This window comes from Acinetobacter entericus (assembly GCF_026168575.1).
Lineage (GTDB): Bacteria > Pseudomonadota > Gammaproteobacteria > Pseudomonadales > Moraxellaceae > Acinetobacter > Acinetobacter bouvetii.
In genome coordinates this window covers 232,183-248,747 of the sequence record NZ_JAPEQW010000002.1, presented here as the reverse complement: position 1 = coordinate 248,747, position 16,565 = coordinate 232,183, and the positions used below count along the sequence as shown (strand labels likewise).

The 16,565-nt window shown below is 41.1% G+C and carries 16 protein-coding genes and 2 pseudogenes; 9 read left to right on the top strand and 9 right to left on the bottom strand.

Annotation, left to right across the window (positions count from 1 at the left end; genetic code table 11):
* Window positions 1–36: 36 nt before the first annotated feature.
* Together OKC24_RS02715 and OKC24_RS02710 are read right to left on the bottom strand one after the other, a co-directional pair.
* A pseudogene (locus tag OKC24_RS02715) lies at window positions 37–380 on the bottom strand (YidB family protein); the annotation flags it as partial.
* A gap of 74 nt (window positions 381–454) precedes the next feature.
* Window positions 455–925: a DUF6231 family protein gene (locus tag OKC24_RS02710; RefSeq protein WP_130144807.1), complete on the bottom strand. Its 471-nt coding sequence runs from the start codon at window positions 923–925 to the stop codon at window positions 455–457.
* Window positions 926–957: 32 nt separating this feature from the next.
* Between OKC24_RS02710 and OKC24_RS02705 the strand changes: the two genes are divergently transcribed.
* Window positions 958–1,830, top strand: coding sequence for a DUF2797 domain-containing protein (locus tag OKC24_RS02705; RefSeq protein ID WP_130144805.1), 873 nt, complete (start codon window positions 958–960; stop codon window positions 1,828–1,830).
* 76 nt (window positions 1,831–1,906) lie between these two features.
* Here OKC24_RS02705 and OKC24_RS02700 read toward each other — a convergent pair.
* The 5 genes and pseudogenes from OKC24_RS02700 to OKC24_RS02680 all read right to left on the bottom strand — a co-directional run bounded on the left by OKC24_RS02700 (window position 1,907) and on the right by OKC24_RS02680 (window position 7,951).
* Window positions 1,907–2,874, bottom strand: a pseudogene (locus OKC24_RS02700) (alpha/beta fold hydrolase).
* A 139-nt stretch (window positions 2,875–3,013) separates the two neighbouring features.
* Window positions 3,014–4,819, bottom strand: coding sequence for an Ig-like domain-containing protein (locus tag OKC24_RS02695; protein WP_130144801.1), 1,806 nt, complete (start codon window positions 4,817–4,819; stop codon window positions 3,014–3,016).
* A 222-nt stretch (window positions 4,820–5,041) separates the two neighbouring features.
* Window positions 5,042–6,907 (bottom strand): SurA N-terminal domain-containing protein, encoded by a 1,866-nt coding sequence (locus OKC24_RS02690; protein ID WP_130144799.1) that lies wholly within the window; start codon window positions 6,905–6,907, stop codon window positions 5,042–5,044.
* Between the two features lie 129 nt (window positions 6,908–7,036).
* Window positions 7,037–7,309 (bottom strand): non-specific DNA-binding protein Hbs, encoded by a 273-nt coding sequence (gene hbs / locus OKC24_RS02685; protein WP_130144797.1) that lies wholly within the window; start codon window positions 7,307–7,309, stop codon window positions 7,037–7,039.
* Window positions 7,310–7,477: 168 nt separating this feature from the next.
* Window positions 7,478–7,951: a phasin family protein gene (locus OKC24_RS02680; RefSeq protein ID WP_130144795.1), complete on the bottom strand. Its 474-nt coding sequence runs from the start codon at window positions 7,949–7,951 to the stop codon at window positions 7,478–7,480.
* 200 nt (window positions 7,952–8,151) lie between these two features.
* Between OKC24_RS02680 and OKC24_RS02675 the strand changes: the two genes are divergently transcribed.
* The 8 genes from OKC24_RS02675 to fdx all read left to right on the top strand — a co-directional run bounded on the left by OKC24_RS02675 (window position 8,152) and on the right by fdx (window position 14,328).
* Complete coding sequence (locus tag OKC24_RS02675) at window positions 8,152–8,799, top strand: hypothetical protein (RefSeq protein WP_131275852.1); 648 nt, start codon at window positions 8,152–8,154, stop codon at window positions 8,797–8,799.
* Between the two features lie 113 nt (window positions 8,800–8,912).
* Complete coding sequence (locus OKC24_RS02670; RefSeq protein ID WP_005010231.1) at window positions 8,913–9,386, top strand: Rrf2 family transcriptional regulator; 474 nt, start codon at window positions 8,913–8,915, stop codon at window positions 9,384–9,386.
* Window position 9,387: 1 nt separating this feature from the next.
* A complete protein-coding gene (locus tag OKC24_RS02665) occupies window positions 9,388–10,605 on the top strand; it encodes an IscS subfamily cysteine desulfurase (RefSeq protein ID WP_130144791.1) in 1,218 nt (405 codons plus the stop codon).
* 104 nt (window positions 10,606–10,709) lie between these two features.
* Complete coding sequence (gene iscU, locus OKC24_RS02660; protein ID WP_130144789.1) at window positions 10,710–11,096, top strand: Fe-S cluster assembly scaffold IscU; 387 nt, start codon at window positions 10,710–10,712, stop codon at window positions 11,094–11,096.
* Between the two features lie 38 nt (window positions 11,097–11,134).
* On the top strand, window positions 11,135–11,455 hold the full coding sequence (gene iscA, locus OKC24_RS02655) for an iron-sulfur cluster assembly protein IscA (protein ID WP_130144787.1): 321 nt from the start codon (window positions 11,135–11,137) through the stop codon (window positions 11,453–11,455).
* Between the two features lie 100 nt (window positions 11,456–11,555).
* The gene (gene hscB, locus OKC24_RS02650; RefSeq protein ID WP_130144785.1) at window positions 11,556–12,071 is read left to right on the top strand and encodes a Fe-S protein assembly co-chaperone HscB; all 516 of its coding nucleotides are present in this window, start codon (window positions 11,556–11,558) and stop codon (window positions 12,069–12,071) included.
* Window positions 12,072–12,113: 42 nt separating this feature from the next.
* Window positions 12,114–13,973, top strand: a complete 1,860-nt coding sequence (hscA, locus tag OKC24_RS02645) for a Fe-S protein assembly chaperone HscA (RefSeq protein ID WP_130144783.1) — start codon at window positions 12,114–12,116, stop codon at window positions 13,971–13,973.
* A 16-nt stretch (window positions 13,974–13,989) separates the two neighbouring features.
* On the top strand, window positions 13,990–14,328 hold the full coding sequence (gene fdx / locus OKC24_RS02640; RefSeq protein WP_130144781.1) for an ISC system 2Fe-2S type ferredoxin: 339 nt from the start codon (window positions 13,990–13,992) through the stop codon (window positions 14,326–14,328).
* Between the two features lie 154 nt (window positions 14,329–14,482).
* On the opposite strand, the gene OKC24_RS02635 is transcribed toward fdx, so the two are convergent.
* Complete coding sequence (locus OKC24_RS02635) at window positions 14,483–15,940, bottom strand: adenylate/guanylate cyclase domain-containing protein (protein ID WP_130144779.1); 1,458 nt, start codon at window positions 15,938–15,940, stop codon at window positions 14,483–14,485.
* A gap of 55 nt (window positions 15,941–15,995) precedes the next feature.
* Window positions 15,996–16,430, bottom strand: a complete 435-nt coding sequence (locus OKC24_RS02630) for an HIT domain-containing protein (protein WP_018572632.1) — start codon at window positions 16,428–16,430, stop codon at window positions 15,996–15,998.
* Window positions 16,431–16,565: the final 135 nt, after the last annotated feature.

The following is a 16,565-nucleotide window of genomic DNA, read 5'->3' as shown; positions in this document are numbered from 1 at the left end:
GTCACCAAGCTTCTTAATTGACCATCTCTAGATAAATTAACGCTTCAGGAACCTGAAAACCAGCGACATCACTTGATGAATGTCCGCATTGGCTTCTGTTTTACCAGTTTGTTCGCTTTGCGGCGTTAAGGAATCAATGATTTGCGGCAATACCGATGAAATCGCATTTAAATATCCTGCTTAGGCGCCTATGTTTCCTGCGCTATTTTTGCAATTTCAGCATCATCAAATAGGCTCTGTACCTGTTAAGGCTGCACCTCGGCATTATCGCCGGGAGCGGTTGACACCCAATCATCCACCTGACTGCTGAAACCCTGTCCGCGCAGCCTATCCCAAGCCCCTTGCAAACCGCCCCGCTTTTGAAGCCAGGCAAGAACCAGCATATTTAGAAAATTTAATCTCGCCACAATCAGATTGTTAAATTTTGCATCTGCTATTACCTCAATAAATCTGATTACCAACGGAATTTATTCCAGTTCTCTGGGTTTGCCCAAAATTTCGAGTTAAACCAATCCGGTACGTGCTTATAGGTTAAAATATTAAACTGCCACAATGCAAAATCGCTGTCATGTGCAGTTTTATCAATCAGTTGCGTAAAGCCCAGCGCCCGCAACAGCTGCTCATCTTGCAATTTGCTTACGACAACAATGCGCTTCGCCATCAAATCACGCAGTTTCACCAGCAGCCGAGATTTATCCTGTTTGGAAATATCCGCCATTTCAGGCGTATCAAACAATACAAACCCCAAATCATAGCGCTGACTAAAAGGCAGATTTAAAAACGCAGATACGTTAAAATATTGCCATTGAATTGATTGATTATTGCCGTATTGTTCAAGGTTTTGTCCAATACATAATGCAGTTGAAATTGGCTGTTCATTTGATAAATCGTCTAGCATTGAAGTGATGACATTTTGCCCAGCCATAACTGCATCCTTATTATTGAAGAGAGTATTTCATGGAACTACAGGGCATTTGCCATAAAATGCATGCAGGTCTTACTGACCTTAGTTTAACTGATCAACAGACTCACAAGGCAAATGTTGAATATAAATTCATTCTAGACCGTTCAGAAATTGATCTTCCGTTCAGCTTGGGTCAAGAAATTGAAATCGAATGGACTGGCAAGATCACTTGCGTGTCGTGCGGCAGTAAGACGCCAAAGTCGTATTCTCAAGGTCATTGTTTTAAATGCTTTAAAACCAAAGCAGCTTGCGACATGTGCATCATGAAGCCCGAAACCTGCCATTATCATCTCGGTACTTGCCGTGAAGATGATTTTGCACATGAAGTTTGCTTTCAGCCACATATTGTTTATTTGGCCAATTCCAGCGCATTGAAAGTCGGCATTACCCGCATCGGCCAAATGCCGACCCGCTGGCTAGATCAAGGTGCAACACAAGCCCTGCCAATTATGAAAGTGGGTTCACGCCGCCTCTCTGGTCAGCTTGAAATTATGTTTGGCGCCCAAGTAGCTGATAAAACCGACTGGCGCAAGCTTTTAAAAGGTGAAGCTGAACCTCTCAACTTGCTTGAAACGCGTGAACAGCTGATTCAAGAATTTGCACCCAAAATTCAAAGCATTCGTGATGAGTTCAGTCAAAATTTAGAATTCAACGAAACAGTAGAATTGCTTGAAGATGAATTGCCGCGTGAATTTGTCTACCCTGTCGACCAGTATCCTGAAAAGATTAAATCGCACAATCTAGATAAAACCCCAGTGATCCGCGGGAAGTTGCAAGGGATTAAAGGTCAATATCTTATTTTAGATACAGGCGTTATCAACATCCGTAAATATACAGGCTACGAAATTAAAATCCGTACCGAATAATTAAGTAAAGCTAGCGGAACTCAGCTCCCGCTAGCTTTTTTTACCCCATAATTATCCATTTTAAAATAATGATTATTTACGGATTTTCTTTAAAAAAATTCAAATATGGCTGCATTGTTAACTGCTCCGCCTCTAAAATAGGCATATGCCCTACACCATCTAAAATTACCGGCTGATCAGCATTTTTCAGCAATCCTTTCAACTCTTGCGCCGCTTCAACATTAATAATTTGATCTTGCTTCCCCCATATAATCAGCGCAGGCGCATCAATTGATCTGGCCATCAAAGCAAAAGAATCAGGTGTATAAAGCTTAGACATTTCCACTAATTTAAATACCATTTGCTCAGTGTTTTTAGATTGCGCAATCATCAGCTTTTCCTGCGAAGCCTTCAGTTCCTGCGGAATAAACGGCGGCGATTGCATAGCAATCTTCATTAACTGATCAAAATCCCCTTGTTTTGCAACAATCAGCCGCTTTAATTGCTCAGGATCTTTCAAATACACCGTATTTGCGCTTTTAAATACCCCAGCAGGATCGACCAGAAGCACAGATTGAACTTCTAATGGATATGAGCGCTGTACAGCATTGCAATAGCACCGCCCATTGAATGTCCTGCAATATGCAGATTTGGATCAATTTTAGCAGCATCCGCAAAGCGTCTAAGTTTCTCAGCTAAATTGGCTATTGATAAATCGAATCCAGCGGGAACTTTAGTTTCACCATGAGCAGGCAAGTCTGGAATAATCACATGATAATTTGGCGTTAAATACCGCGCTACACGGTTCCAATTGTCGCGTGTGCCTGACAAGCCATGCAGCAGCATAATCGTCGGATTTTGAGGATTACCGCCTTCGCTATAGACCCACTCAATATCTTCGGACTTTATTGTCTTGGTATTTAGCCCCGCCCATGCCCGTTCCTGCTGGAATACACTTTGAAAATTAATTTCAGCAGCATTTACCCATACTGGTATGAGCAAAAAAATACACAATATAAAGGACCTAATATTTCTAAATCTCCGCGCATTCATCCTGATATGCATTCCATTTTTTGTTTTCATTATTTTTAGCGCAGTGTTCTATAAAATACATTCGCCTAAATATGCCAGTTCGACAAAATACAGCCATTAAAAAAACCAGCCCGAAGGCTAGTTCATCATGACATACTGTCAGTTCTGCTTTTTATGCAAGCCATTGAGTAGCTGACTGAACTGCATCCAACTCAATCATATGATAATTAAAGCTCATGGATAAATCCTGCGTCGGCTGCTGAAACAACAATGCATTTGCTTCCTGAGCTACATTTGGATCAAGCCATACATTTTGTGCATTATTCAATGAATCAGCGCTGAGCAATGAATCAACATCTATCGGTAACTGAGCATCTCCCGCCTGATTTTGATGTTCTGGCATAGTTTGCACATCTGCATAAGCAGTCAAAACATCAGATAGATCATTGTCTGTTGCAAGCGGCATGACTGCAATTTTAGCAATAGAAATTTCTTCAGTCTGTTTACCAGCGCTATTTTCTGCATAAATCACAGCAAAACCACCATTTTTAATCGGATTGTCTATTTGCCAATGACCATCTGCATTTGAGATTGTCTCATACACCTGATCATTCGCCTTAATCACAATCTTTAAATTAGGCGATGACTGCCCTTCAAGCATTTCATCATTCACTAGAATAGTAGGTGGAGAAATCGCATATTCTGGCGCCTCAGGCTCTACTGGAGCAAGTGGAATAGCCAGCATAATTTCAAGCGATTGCTGGCCCGTTTGGTTTTGAGCAACAATTGAAAGTACGCCACCATTGGCGATTGGATTATCTATACTCCAATGCCCAGTTTCATCCGCAATCACCCGATATTCAAGATCATTGGCTTTAATAATAATAATGGAATACGGTTCTGCTGTGCCCACCAATAGTACGCCACTTTCTGTAACTATCGGCGTGCTTGGCAGAGGCAATTCCACTAATTTAGCGATTGCAATCGTTTCTGATGTGCTTCCTTGCTGATTCAACGCATATAGTTCAGCTGTACCACCATTGGCGATTGGATTATCTATACTCCAATGTCCAGTCTCATCTGCAATTACGCGATATTCAAGATTATTGGCTTTAATGACTATGATGGAATGCGGATCGGCTGTGCCAGCTAATACCGCATCGCTTTCAGTAATCTCTGGCACACTTGGCAGGATAGGCTGTTCCACCAACTTAGCAATTCCGATGGTGCCTGATTTACTGCCATATTGATCCATTGCATATAGTTCAGCTGTACCACCATTAGCGATTGGATTATCTATACTCCAATGTCCAGTTTCATCTGCAATTACGCGATATTCAAGATCATTGGCTTTGATGACTATGATAGAGTGCGGGTCTGCAGTACCCGACAATACTTCATCATTTTCTTGAATAACAGGTGCTTGCAGCATAACAATTTTAGCAATCACAAGCTCATCCGAACGCATACCAGCCTCATTCACTGCAACAATTGCCATAGAACCCGTTGAAATTAATGGATTTAACATACTCCAATAACCGTTCTCATCCACAATCGCCGTATATTCTTGGCCATTATATGTTGCAATCACCGTATTGCCAGGATCCGCTGTTCCAGACAAGTACTCATTCTGCTCTATAATTTCTGGCGTATTAGGAGCTAAAACCACTTTATCAATTTGAATATCTTCAGAACGAACACCATGCGAATTAATCGAATAGATCGTCGCAACCCCACCGGCTTGAATTGGATTATCTATACTCCAATGACCTTGGGCATCTACTTTCACTCGAATACTCTCATCAGCAGTGCTAATAACCACCCAGCTTCGTGCATCGGCTGTGCCAGCCAATACTGTAGAAAATTCAGTCACACTAGGAACTGATGGCACCGCTTGATGATCATGTCTATAGCTCTGATGCTGATGATTTGGCCCTAAAAAGGGTTTAACAAACCCAATACTATTATGCTGTTTCATAACGCCTCAATTTTGTTATTTATATGATTTTAAATAATTAAAAAGCACTAAAATTAAAATTTAAACGATTTAAGCACTCCCAGCCAATATTATTTTCATCATAAAATTGCGTTACATCACAACTCTGCCATTAAATGTATATTCACATAAAAAAATAATCATAAAAAAACCAGCCCTAAGGCTGGTTTCTATTTTTCATTTTACTGTTAAGTAAAATGGAGTTTATTTAATTTTCGCATGCTCTTTCAAATAGCGAGTGTAATCATCTAACTCTTGTTGGCCGCGCAATTGCTGATAAAGCTGAGTTAACTCACCCAATTGCTCATCAGTCAAAGCATTCGATGAAGTTTTATTCACGTTCGTCACAGCAACAACAACCAACTCATTCGGCAATTTCGCAGTAGATACTGACCAGAAACCAGCTTTTGGTGCAGGCAAGCTAAATGCAGCACGTTGAATATCACGCTTAAGCATACCGTCTGCACGTGTAAATGTTCCGGCGCTCACAAAGTTAATGTCAGCCTTATTGACCTCAGCTGCAGGTTTAGTCTTAAACTCGGTTAAAGCAGCTTGAATTTTAGCTTTAGCAGCTTCATAAGCTTTCTGCTCAATCAACTTCGCTTTGACTTGTTCTTTCGCTTCAGCAAAAGTCTGAACGCCAGCGGCACGATAATTGCGGACTTTAACCCAAACTGCATCGCCATTTGCCAATTGAATGCTGCTTGAAACGTTACGGTCGCCATTTTTCACATCATCATTAAATAATTTAACTTTAACGTTGGCATCACTTAATATCGGATGTGAAGAAGAAAGCATGAATCCTTTTACAGATTGAACCTGAGTGCCTTTAATTTCCTGTGTAACCACATCCAAAGCATCATTGCTTACAACTGCATCATTCAGGCTATTTACAGTGTCAGAGAATACGTTCGCATTTTTGGTTTTTAACACCTCAGCACGCAAACGCTCTTTTTCAGCTTCAAACGAAGGCACTTGAACAGCTGGCGCAGCAGTTTCAATCAGGTGATAACCATAATCAGTTTTCACTGGTGCAGAAACTTGGCCTGCTTTTAAAGAAGCAACAGTTTGGTCAAATGCATCACCAAAAATACCTTTTTGGTAAACTGCAATCGTGCCGCCATTGGCTTTTGAAGACGGATCTTCTGAGTACTGCGCAGCAGCGGCAGCAAAAGCTGTACCTGCTTTAATTTTGGCAGCTACTTCATCTGCCAGCTTTTTCGCTTCAGCATCTGTACGGCCATCAGCAGTAATCAGAATGTGTTTAACAGATGGCTCAGCAGATTGCTTTTGCTTTTCTGCAAATGCATTGTAAGCCTGCAACAATTCAGCATCCGTTACTTCCGTAGAAGCACCTTTCACATTAGATGGCGAAATAACGACATAATCTACATCCACGCTCGTTGGCTGTTTAAATGAAGATTCATGCTTTTTAAAATATGCGTTCAATTCAGCATCAGTGACTTTAACGGCTTTTTTATAGTCGTCTAATTTAACACTAGCCAATTCAAGCGTACGCTGCTCTGTCTGCAAGTTTGCAATCTGCATGATGTCAAGCTTGCTCACCAAAGCGTAATCCATAAAAGTAGATGTCAACATTTTCAACGCATGGTCTTTACGCAAACTTTGGATAAATGCCACATTGGTCATGCCAATCGACTTTAAATAGTTTGCAAATAATTCTTCTGAAAATTGACCATCTTTTTGGAAGCTTGGCTGCTGCTGAATCATATGCACCAATTGCGAGTCGCTTAAGCTAATGCCAAGCTTGTCAGCTTGCTGAAGTAAAAGCTGGCGCGCAATTAAAGTTTCTAATGCTTTATTACTAATGAAATTCTGATTCAGTAAAGTTTCATCGCCCTTCGCATATGTCAAATATTGTTCTTTTAGCGAGTTCGTCAGCTGTTCTAAATCCTTTTTAGAGATTTCAGTACCATTGACTGACTTTACGGTATCTTTTGACCCACTGCTAAAATATCCTTCTATACCGACAAGCGCTAAAGGGGTTAAAAACAAAATGAGCAAAGCCTTGCCCAGCCAGCCCTTAATGACTTTACGAAAAGATTCCATAAGTAATCCAATATTTTATTTGCGAAGGATTTTAACTGAAAACCAGCAATGAATGAATGCGTTAAAGCGCTAAATCATATTTATCAATAAAAAACGCGCCATGATGGCGCGTTTCGAAGCTCAATAATATTAAGCTACAGAATCTTTCAAGCCTTTACCAGCTTTAAAGCTTGGAACTTTGCTTGCTTTGATTTCTAAAGTTGCACCAGTTTGAGGATTGCGGCCAGTACGAGCAGCACGTTCTTTAACGCTGAAGGTACCGAAGCCAACTAAAGTTACTGTATCACCCGCTTTAAGCGCGTCAGTGACAGCAGCAATCGTTGCATCCAAAGCTTTACCTGCGTCAGCCTTAGATAATCCCCCTTTCTCTGCAATAGCATCAATTAATTCTGATTTATTCATGAAAATTACGTCCTCTTAATATCGTTTATTTAAGGTTCAGAAGTTGTTTAATTTGCCCTAGCGCCTTTATAGCAATGCTTTAGGGGGAAACGCAATACTCCTCAACCTCTTTTTTTGCAAAATTTTGACGAAAAAAACCTTGAAAAATGAATAATTGTTCACAAAACTCTATTTTTTAGCCAATTTCTCTTGAATTTTGCGCTGCTCTTCCGCCAAACGGTCAATTTTAGCGTGAAGCTGCAAAATCATTTTCTCAAGATGCTGCAAATCTTTGGCTGCCACCAAACCCAAGCGGTTTAAAGAGTGGTTTACACTGCTATCTAAAATTTTTTCAACTTTATCTTTGGTATCAATAACGGATTCTTTGGCTTTTTCAGACACTTTCTCTACAGTTTGATCTGCGATATCTGTGCTCTTCGATTCCAGCTCTTCACCCACTTTCACCAGTGAATCAAAAAGCTTATTTCCTTCTTCTTCAGCACGTGAGAAGGCACCTAATCCAGCAAGCCAAATTTGTTTAGTATATTTACGAAAATCCAATACGGATTTGCGGTCATGCGGATGCCGGGACTTCGCCTTATTATGCTTTTCTGAAAGATTCTGCTCAGGTGTGTCTGACTCAGTTGTATTTGTTTTATCCATACAAAGCACCGCTCCTAGTGATTTCATGTGCAAATTTATATGTCAATCTGCAAATTAACACTATAATAGCAAACTTAAGGCTTGATAGATTTGCAAAACTGTTCTACAAAGCAATTTAATTCAAGTGTTTTTAGTTTTAACCTGAAATCACCCACAGGCAGGATGCTTGTTTTTTTATTTCAGGAAAGGATTGGATTTTTATGAGCGACACGCAACAAAGACAAAATCAGCCGCATTTGTTGCTCACAATGACCTTAATTGTTTTAGAAACAATTTTCACGTTTATCTTGAAACATGACCGTGTTGTCGCGCTGCAGGCAAAAAAATTCGTAGATGAAAAAATAGCCATCAAAATAAACAGCTATATCCCTTATTTCGACTTCTATGTGCAATTCACTGAAAATGGCATTCTATTTGATGATAAAGCGCCTGAAAAAGCGGTCGATTTAGATGTACGCACCACATTAATGGATTTAATCAAAATCTTTATTTTCGGCAACCGCCGCAGCATCAAAGGCATGCGCATTGACGGCAATACCATTTTAAAGGATGAATTCCGTGATTTGCTGTCACTGTTCAGCCTGCCTAAAGTACTCGCTGACTGGAAACAGTGGCTGACAGAACCGGCAGATGACCAGGATGTGATTGCATCCAAAAAGCGCATTGCGCCGCTATTGGAAAAAATTGATCAGCAGCGCTCTAGAATAAATACACTGCAAGTTGAAGTCATCCAATACAAAAACCGCATTAAGCGTATTGAACGCCGCCAAAAGCGGATAAACGTTATATTTACAATTATTACAGTGCTTTTAATCGCGTTATTAGTGTATAATTTATGGCTTAGATAAATATAAATTTTTTATAAAAAATGCAAATTTAATAATCAACCTCAAAAAAACTTGACTATTTTAGTCAGGATTCTTAAAATCAGCACATCTAGTCTAATCATGTGTATTGAATCATGCGCTTAACAACTCGCGGTCGTTACGCAGTGACTGCTCTACTTGATCTAGCTTTGCAGCCTACTGAACAAACGATTACTCTTGCAGAAATTGCGACTCGTCAAACAATTTCAGTAGCCTATCTAGAGCAGCTATTTGCGAAATTAAAACGCCACGGCTTAGTTTCCAGTATCCGTGGTGCAAACGGCGGCTACCATTTAGCACGAAGCGCTGAAGAGATCACTGTTTTAGAAATTATTGAAGCTGTAAATGAAACAGTTGACGCCACCCGCTGTGACCATAAAGGCAATTGCCAAAATGGCGCGATGTGCTTAACTCATGATTTATGGCAAGAACTCTCCCATCATATTGCCGATTATCTCGCTAAAATCACACTTGCTGACTTAGTAGCGCGTGACAATGTACAAACCGTTGCCATCCGCCAAAACTCTTCAGCATTTGATTCAGCCCTTCTATCGGTTACAGGTATTTGACATGAAGCGTCCTATTTATCTTGATTATGCAGCAACTACTCCTGTAGATCCTCAAGTTGCAGAACGTATGATGGAGTGCCTAACGTTTGACGGTACTTTTGGCAATGCCGCATCGCGTTCGCACGCTTATGGCTGGCAGGCAGAAGAAAAAGTAGAATATGCACGTGAACAAGTCGCAAACTTAATTAAAGCTGATCCGCGTGAAATCGTATGGACTTCGGGTGCAACTGAATCTGACAACCTTGCACTAAAAGGTGTAGCTCAGTTTTACGCATCAAAAGGCAAGCATATCATTACGTCTAAAATTGAACATAAAGCAATTTTAGATACTTGCCGTGAATTAGAAGAAGAAGGCTTTGAAATTACTTATATTGAGCCGGAAGAAAAAACCGGCTTAATTACAGCTGAAATGGTTGAAGCGGCAATCCGCCCAGACACCATTCTTGTTTCCCTGATGATGGTGAACAATGAAATCGGCAGCGTCACTGATGTTGCTGCCATTGGTGAAATTACCCGCGCTAAAAAAATCTTCTTCCATGTTGATGCGGCACAAGCTGCAGGTAAAGTTGAGATTGACCTTTCTACAATGAAAGTTGATTTGATGAGCTTCTCTGCACACAAAATTTATGGCCCTAAAGGCATTGGCGCTCTATTTGTCCGCCGCTCACCGCGTGTTCGCGTTAAAGCGCAAATGCATGGCGGCGGTCATGAGCGCGGCATGCGTTCAGGCACACTTGCAACTCACCAAATTGTGGGTATGGGTGAAGCTTTTGAACTTGCAGGTAAAAACCTAGCATCTGAACAGGCCCGCATTCGTGTATTGCGTGACAAGCTTTGGAATGGCCTGCAAGGCCTCGAACAAGTTTTCCTAAATGGCCATCCAACACTCAATGTTGCAAACTATTTAAATGTAAGCTTCAACTTTGTTGAAGGCGAATCATTGATGATGGCCTTGAAAGATGCTGCGGTATCTTCCGGTTCAGCATGTACATCTGCAACACTTGAGCCATCTTATGTGCTCCGCGCGCTTGGCTTGACTGATGAGCTTGCGCACAGCTCTATCCGCTTCAGTTTTGGCAAATACACGACTGAAGAAGATATCGACCACGTTCTTGAGATTACTAAAGCTGCTGTTGAGAAATTGCGTGACCTTTCTCCGCTTTGGGACATGTACAAAGAAGGTATCGACCTTTCTACTGTTGAATGGGCTGAACACTAATTCATCCCGCTGAGATAGCATTAAAAATAGTGCTATCTCATTGAAAACTGTAATTTCACCCCCATATTTAATATTAGGCTGACCCCGAGGTTTGGAGAAGCATCATGGCTTATAGCGAAAAAGTAATCGACCATTACGAAAACCCTCGTAATGTTGGCGTTTTAGACAAAAATGCAGAAAATGTTGGTACAGGTATGGTCGGTGCACCAGCTTGTGGCGATGTAATGCGCCTTCAAATCCAAGTGGATGACAACGGCGTAATTGAAGAAGCGCGCTTTAAAACTTATGGCTGCGGTTCAGCAATTGCTTCTAGCTCATTGGTAACAGAATGGCTAAAAGGCAAAACACTTGATGAAGCTCAATCAATCAAGAACATTGATATTGCAACTGAACTTGCCCTTCCTCCTGTAAAAGTACATTGTTCAGTACTTGCAGAAGATGCCATTAAAGCTGCTGTAGAAGATTATCGCAGCAAAAAAACTAAAGCTTAATTGTTTCAAGTTTTTGTAGTAAGTATTACGGAGTTTTCATGATCCACTTAACTGAAAATGCTGCAGCTCATATCAGCAATTATTTAAAAAATCGCGGTAAGGGTGAAGGTATTCGCGTTGGCGTGAAAACTTCAGGCTGTTCGGGTTTGGCTTATGTGCTTGAGTTCGTAGATGAAATCGATACACATGATCAAACTTTTGAACAGTTTGGCGTTAAGGTATTCGTAGACCCTAAAAGCTTGGTTTATCTTGAAGGTATGGAGATGGACTACGTTAAAAACGGCTTAAATGAAGGCTTCGAATTCAACAACCCAAATAAAAAGGGTGAATGCGGCTGCGGTGAATCTTTCACTGTATAATGCCATATTCCCTAGAAATCCATTAAAACAGTGTACATTGCACTGTTTTAATTGTATTTAAAGCATACATTTTGCATATTAACCGCGGACCACTTCTCCCATGAATCATTTTGAGCTATTCAACCTCCCTGAAGCACTCGATATTGATTTAGCAGCGCTAAAAGACGCATTTCTTAAGCTGCAGCAGCAATATCACCCAGATAAAGCCGAAGATAAAGATCAAGCGCTGATTAAATCCAGCGAGATCAATCAAGCTTATAAGGCTCTATCTAATGTGGATAGCCGCGCTGCCTATTTGCTCAGCTTGAAAAAGCAAGATTATCATCTTGATCAATCCATCAGTGATTTTGAGTTTCTTCAAGATGCGCTCGAAATTCGCGAACAGCTTGACGAAGCCAGTGCTGCTGAAGATCTTCAATCACTAAAAGTTGAAGTACAGCAATGGATTGATGGTCTCGTTCGTGAATTTAAAATTGATTACGCAGATGAAGATTGGGCTGAAGCGCGTGACACTGTGCGCAAATTACGTTTCTTTGTAAAAGTCATGGCTGACATCGACAAAGCAGAAGATCGTTTCTTGGATGACGATAGCTTTGATCTAGATGATGATTTTTAATTTACCCGTATACAAACATTTAAGTTCTAAGGATGTAACATAATGGCTCTCTTGCAGATTGCAGAACCAGGTCAATCAAGTGCACCGCATGAACATCGCATCGCGATTGGTATTGATTTAGGCACCACCCACTCTTTGGTTGCCACTGTTCTTTCAGGTAAAGCCAAAGTGCTTAATGACCAGCAAGGCCGTGTGTTACTTCCATCAATCGTACATTATGCTGCAGATAAGACAGTGTATGGCGATGATGCAAAAACATTTATTACAGCAGATCCTAAAAATACGATTGTCTCAGTAAAGCGCTTTATGGGTCGTTCTAAGGCCGACATCAAGTTTCAGCATCCCTATGAATTGTCTGGTGAAGACAATCAAATGCCTGCTTTTGAAACTGCGCAAGGCCGTAAAACTCCTGTTGAAATTTCTGCTGAAATTTTAAAGCAATTAAAAGACCGCGCAGAAGATAGCTTAAAAAATCCTATCAATGGTGCAGTTATTACTGTTCCTGCTTATTTTGATGAAGCGCAGCGCCAAGCAACACGTGATGCTGCTCAATTGGCCGGCTTAAATGTACTGCGTTTGCTTAACGAACCTACTGCAGCTGCAGTAGCGTATGGTTTAGATCAAGACAGCAATCTCGCTCAAGACCACAACTATGTCATTTATGATTTAGGCGGCGGTACTTTTGACGTTTCAATTTTGCGTTTTTCGCAAGGCGTGTTTGAAGTACTAGCAACTGGCGGCCATACAGCACTTGGCGGTGATGACCTTGACCGTCTCATTGTAAAATGGGCGAAAAAGCAGCTCAACATTGAAACTCTAGATGATGCAGAATATGCTCACTTTATTGTTGCTGCGCGCAAAGCCAAAGAAGCACTGTCCGACGCTGAAACTGCTGATATTAAAGTTTTAGACTATGCTTTAACGCTAGACCGCCCAACATTTGAAGAAATTATTAAAATTGCGCTAGATAAAACAATCAGTGTTTGCAAACGTGTAATGCGCGATGCAAAACTTGAGCTATCTGATATTCAAAATGTTGTTTTGGTTGGCGGCTCTACCCGCTCTTATGCCGTACAGAAAGCGGTACGCGAAGTATTTAATCAAGAACCGCTATGCACCATCAACCCAGATGAAGTCGTTGCTATTGGCGCATCTATTACTGCAAATCAGCTGATCGGCAACTCTACAGATGGTTCGTTGTTATTAGACGTAACGCCGCTGTCTTTAGGCATTGAGACTATGGGCGGACTGGTTGAACGGTTAATTTCACGCAATACAGCTATTCCTGTAGCGCGCCGTCAAGAGTTTACGACTTATCAAGATGGTCAGACAGCGATGCTGATTCATGTGATACAAGGCGAACGCGATTTAGTAGAACATTGTCGCAGCCTTGGCCGTTTTGTATTGCGTGGCATTCCGCCAATGACTGCCGGTCAAGCACGTATCGAAGTGACTTATCAGGTTGATGCTGATGGCTTGCTTACAGTATCCGCAAAAGAAACAACCTCAGGCGTACAGGCGCATATTGATATTAAACCATCTTATGGCTTATCAGACTCTGATACAGAACGCTTATTGCTTGATGGCTTCAAGTTTGCAGAAGAAGATAAGGCCCTGCGCCATCTTCAAGAAACTAAAGTTGAAGCAAAACGCGAGCTTGAAGCTTTAGAGCAGGCTTTAAAAGCCGATGCGCAGCTCTTATCTGCATCAGAATTATCAGCTTTAAATAATGCAAAAACACAGCTTGAAGCTACACTTGCAAACGATGATATTAAAGCCATTGAAGATACTGTAGAACAGCTTAAAATTCATAGTGATGCTTTTGCCGCTGCACGTATGAATCAGCATATTGATGCTGCGCTGAAAGGCACTAAGCTCGACGACTGGTCAAACTCAAACTAATTTATAGGTAAACACTATGCCACGTATTAAAGTATTGCCTCACGCAACAATTTGCCCAAATGGCGCTGAGTTTGAAGTTGAGCAAAACACCAATCTTTGCCAAAGCCTGCTTGATAACGGCATTAAAATTGAACATGCTTGTGACATGTCTAAAGCATGCACCACTTGCCACGTAATTGTACGCAAAGGTTTCGATGGCTTAGACGAAATGGATGATGTTGAAGCCGACCTTCTAGACCGCGCTTGGGGCTTAGAGCCTGATTCTCGTTTGTCTTGCCAAGTTAAAATTGAAAATGATGATTTAGAAGTTGAAATTCCTAAATACACCATCAATCATGCTTCTGAAAATCACTAATTGTTAAAATAAAAAACCGCTGAAATCAGCGGTTTTTTTTATATCTCAAAATGTAGAAAATTCATTAAATATTCAAGAAATAAATACTGGATCAAACACCAACTTTTTAAAAACCTGATTGATAATGCTTAGCCTTGTTTGGCTGTCCAAATCATTAATGATGATGTGTTTCTTCCACAATCACTTCATCTTCCAGATTCAGCTTCACAATACCTTCTGAGTTGGTCATTCTTTGCTGGGTCTGCAAGCGTTTAATCATCTTTTCCAGCACCAGAATCAATTCCGGATATTCAAAGTTCTGAACTTCATCCAAGTTCAGCAACAAATGAAAACCTTTGTACTCGTAATCAAACCAGCGCTGATAATCTGTCTTCTTCGAAGAATATTTTTCCATGACTTGCCAAGTCCGGACAGGCCCTTTAATGCCTTTCAAATAAATTGGCGCTTTCGGCGCACAAAGGTAATCGTTTTTCACCAGCTGATGCGTATCATCAGAAATTAAAATTTCATCTACTTCAGCCGCGCTTTGCAGGCGTGCAGCCAAGTTGGCATCTCGGCCCACAATGGTATAAGCCATGCGGTGCGCCGCGCCATAGTTCCCAACGTGACAATAGCCCGTTGAAATCCCCATGCGGATATGCAAGGGCGGATAGCCCATTTTAACCCAGCGCTCACGCAGCAGCTTCATTTGCTGGCGCATGACCATCGCCATTTCCAGACAGACTTTAGCATCCTGCTCGACACCTTGGCTATGCGGATCGCCAAAGAAAATCAGAATCGCATCACCCATGAATTTATCGACAGTTGCTTCATACTGCTTGGCGATCTCGGTCATGTGGCTAAGATAATCATTCAGCAGGAAGGCCAAGTCATCCGGAATCAATGTTTCAGAAAGCTCAGTAAAACCTTGAATATCAGAAAAGAAAACTGTGAGCTTTTTACGCTTATATTCAATTTTTGCTTCTGATTCACCTTTCATAATGGATTGCCACAACTGCACTGGCGCATAGCGGCTCAGCTGATTGGCAAATTCCATATAGCGGTTCATTTGATCAAAGTAATGATCTTTTTTCTTTGCGAGATAGTAAGTTTGGCCACTCTGATAAAAACTTCCTACACCAAAATAAGAAATTAAACAGATAAAGCCTAAAATGGTTAATTCACTATTGGTCGGTTCAAAATATTCATGAAAGCCGAAAATAAAAATCGTGCAGAAATAAAAAACGACTATTCCGGTGAGACTGGCTAATGACGCCATCAAAAAGGATATCTTATTGCTGATGATTGTATACAGCAGCGCAAACAGGCCAAGAAAAGTCAGCACCAAATTCAGATGCACTGCCGACAGCATGACCGAGATCACAACAATATCAATAAAAAACAATACTGTGCGTTTAACTTTATTATTGTATCGATAGATCAGCCAATGCGAGAGTTTTGGCGTGATCAGCAAGATGAGCAGCAAAAAAATTGGGATATAGACTTGATATTCTGTATCTGGCTGAGTGTAGTAATAAACGACTACAACCAAAGACAGCATGATATACCCCATCAATCGATGAAAATATTCAAACTGTTTTGGTTCTTTATTGATCCAATCGTCTAATGGCACACACTCACTCCTAACAGACAATCACAGTCATACCCCGTTATAGACCGCTTTCTGATCAATCCATGCGCCAGTCAAATGGCATGTCGCCTTGACCGCGAAGTGCAAGCATTAAAGTTTGACGCATATGCGCCAGTACATCGTTGCTGTATGGAACTGCTGGCGTGCCCCATACTGGTTTTGGCCAAGCCACATCGTTTTGATAGCGTACGACATGATGAAAATGCAGCTGCGGCACCATGTTGCCCAGAGCAGCAACATTCATTTTGTCGGCACGGAATACACGGGCCAATTGGCTTGACAGCCAGCTCGATTCACGCAGGAATTGCTCCTGATCAGCCTGGCTCAGTTCATAAAGTTCTGTAACGCCTGGTACGCGAGGGATCAAAATGAGCCACGGAAATTGCATATCATTCATTAAACGACATGTTGACAGTGGAAAATCGCCTACATAAAACGTATCTTGAGCAAGTTGTGGATGTAAACTAAACATATCTTTATAAATGATGCAAATTAGAATGATAGCCAATACTATCACATCCTTATGGACGTGAATATTCTCAGCTTTATGTTTTCAGTATAAATATCATTGCATTTAGCTGAATTAAATCACACATAAAACTTTAAT

What these genes read in the sequence shown, in the direction of transcription:
- OKC24_RS02710 (WP_130144807.1), bottom strand. Translation starts at nt 925, where the DNA reads ATGGCTGGGCAAAATGTCATCACTTCAATGCTAGACGATTTATCAAAT.
- OKC24_RS02705 (WP_130144805.1), top strand. Translation starts at nt 958, where the DNA reads ATGGAACTACAGGGCATTTGCCATAAAATGCATGCAGGTCTTACTGAC.
- OKC24_RS02695 (WP_130144801.1), bottom strand. Translation starts at nt 4,819, where the DNA reads ATGAAACAGCATAATAGTATTGGGTTTGTTAAACCCTTTTTAGGGCCA.
- OKC24_RS02690 (WP_130144799.1), bottom strand. Translation starts at nt 6,907, where the DNA reads ATGGAATCTTTTCGTAAAGTCATTAAGGGCTGGCTGGGCAAGGCTTTG.
- hbs (WP_130144797.1), bottom strand. Translation starts at nt 7,309, where the DNA reads ATGAATAAATCAGAATTAATTGATGCTATTGCAGAGAAAGGGGGATTA.
- OKC24_RS02680 (WP_130144795.1), bottom strand. Translation starts at nt 7,951, where the DNA reads ATGGATAAAACAAATACAACTGAGTCAGACACACCTGAGCAGAATCTT.
- OKC24_RS02675 (WP_131275852.1), top strand. Translation starts at nt 8,152, where the DNA reads ATGAGCGACACGCAACAAAGACAAAATCAGCCGCATTTGTTGCTCACA.
- OKC24_RS02670 (WP_005010231.1), top strand. Translation starts at nt 8,913, where the DNA reads ATGCGCTTAACAACTCGCGGTCGTTACGCAGTGACTGCTCTACTTGAT.
- OKC24_RS02665 (WP_130144791.1), top strand. Translation starts at nt 9,388, where the DNA reads ATGAAGCGTCCTATTTATCTTGATTATGCAGCAACTACTCCTGTAGAT.
- iscU (WP_130144789.1), top strand. Translation starts at nt 10,710, where the DNA reads ATGGCTTATAGCGAAAAAGTAATCGACCATTACGAAAACCCTCGTAAT.
- iscA (WP_130144787.1), top strand. Translation starts at nt 11,135, where the DNA reads ATGATCCACTTAACTGAAAATGCTGCAGCTCATATCAGCAATTATTTA.
- hscB (WP_130144785.1), top strand. Translation starts at nt 11,556, where the DNA reads ATGAATCATTTTGAGCTATTCAACCTCCCTGAAGCACTCGATATTGAT.
- hscA (WP_130144783.1), top strand. Translation starts at nt 12,114, where the DNA reads ATGGCTCTCTTGCAGATTGCAGAACCAGGTCAATCAAGTGCACCGCAT.
- fdx (WP_130144781.1), top strand. Translation starts at nt 13,990, where the DNA reads ATGCCACGTATTAAAGTATTGCCTCACGCAACAATTTGCCCAAATGGC.
- OKC24_RS02630 (WP_018572632.1), bottom strand. Translation starts at nt 16,430, where the DNA reads ATGTTTAGTTTACATCCACAACTTGCTCAAGATACGTTTTATGTAGGC.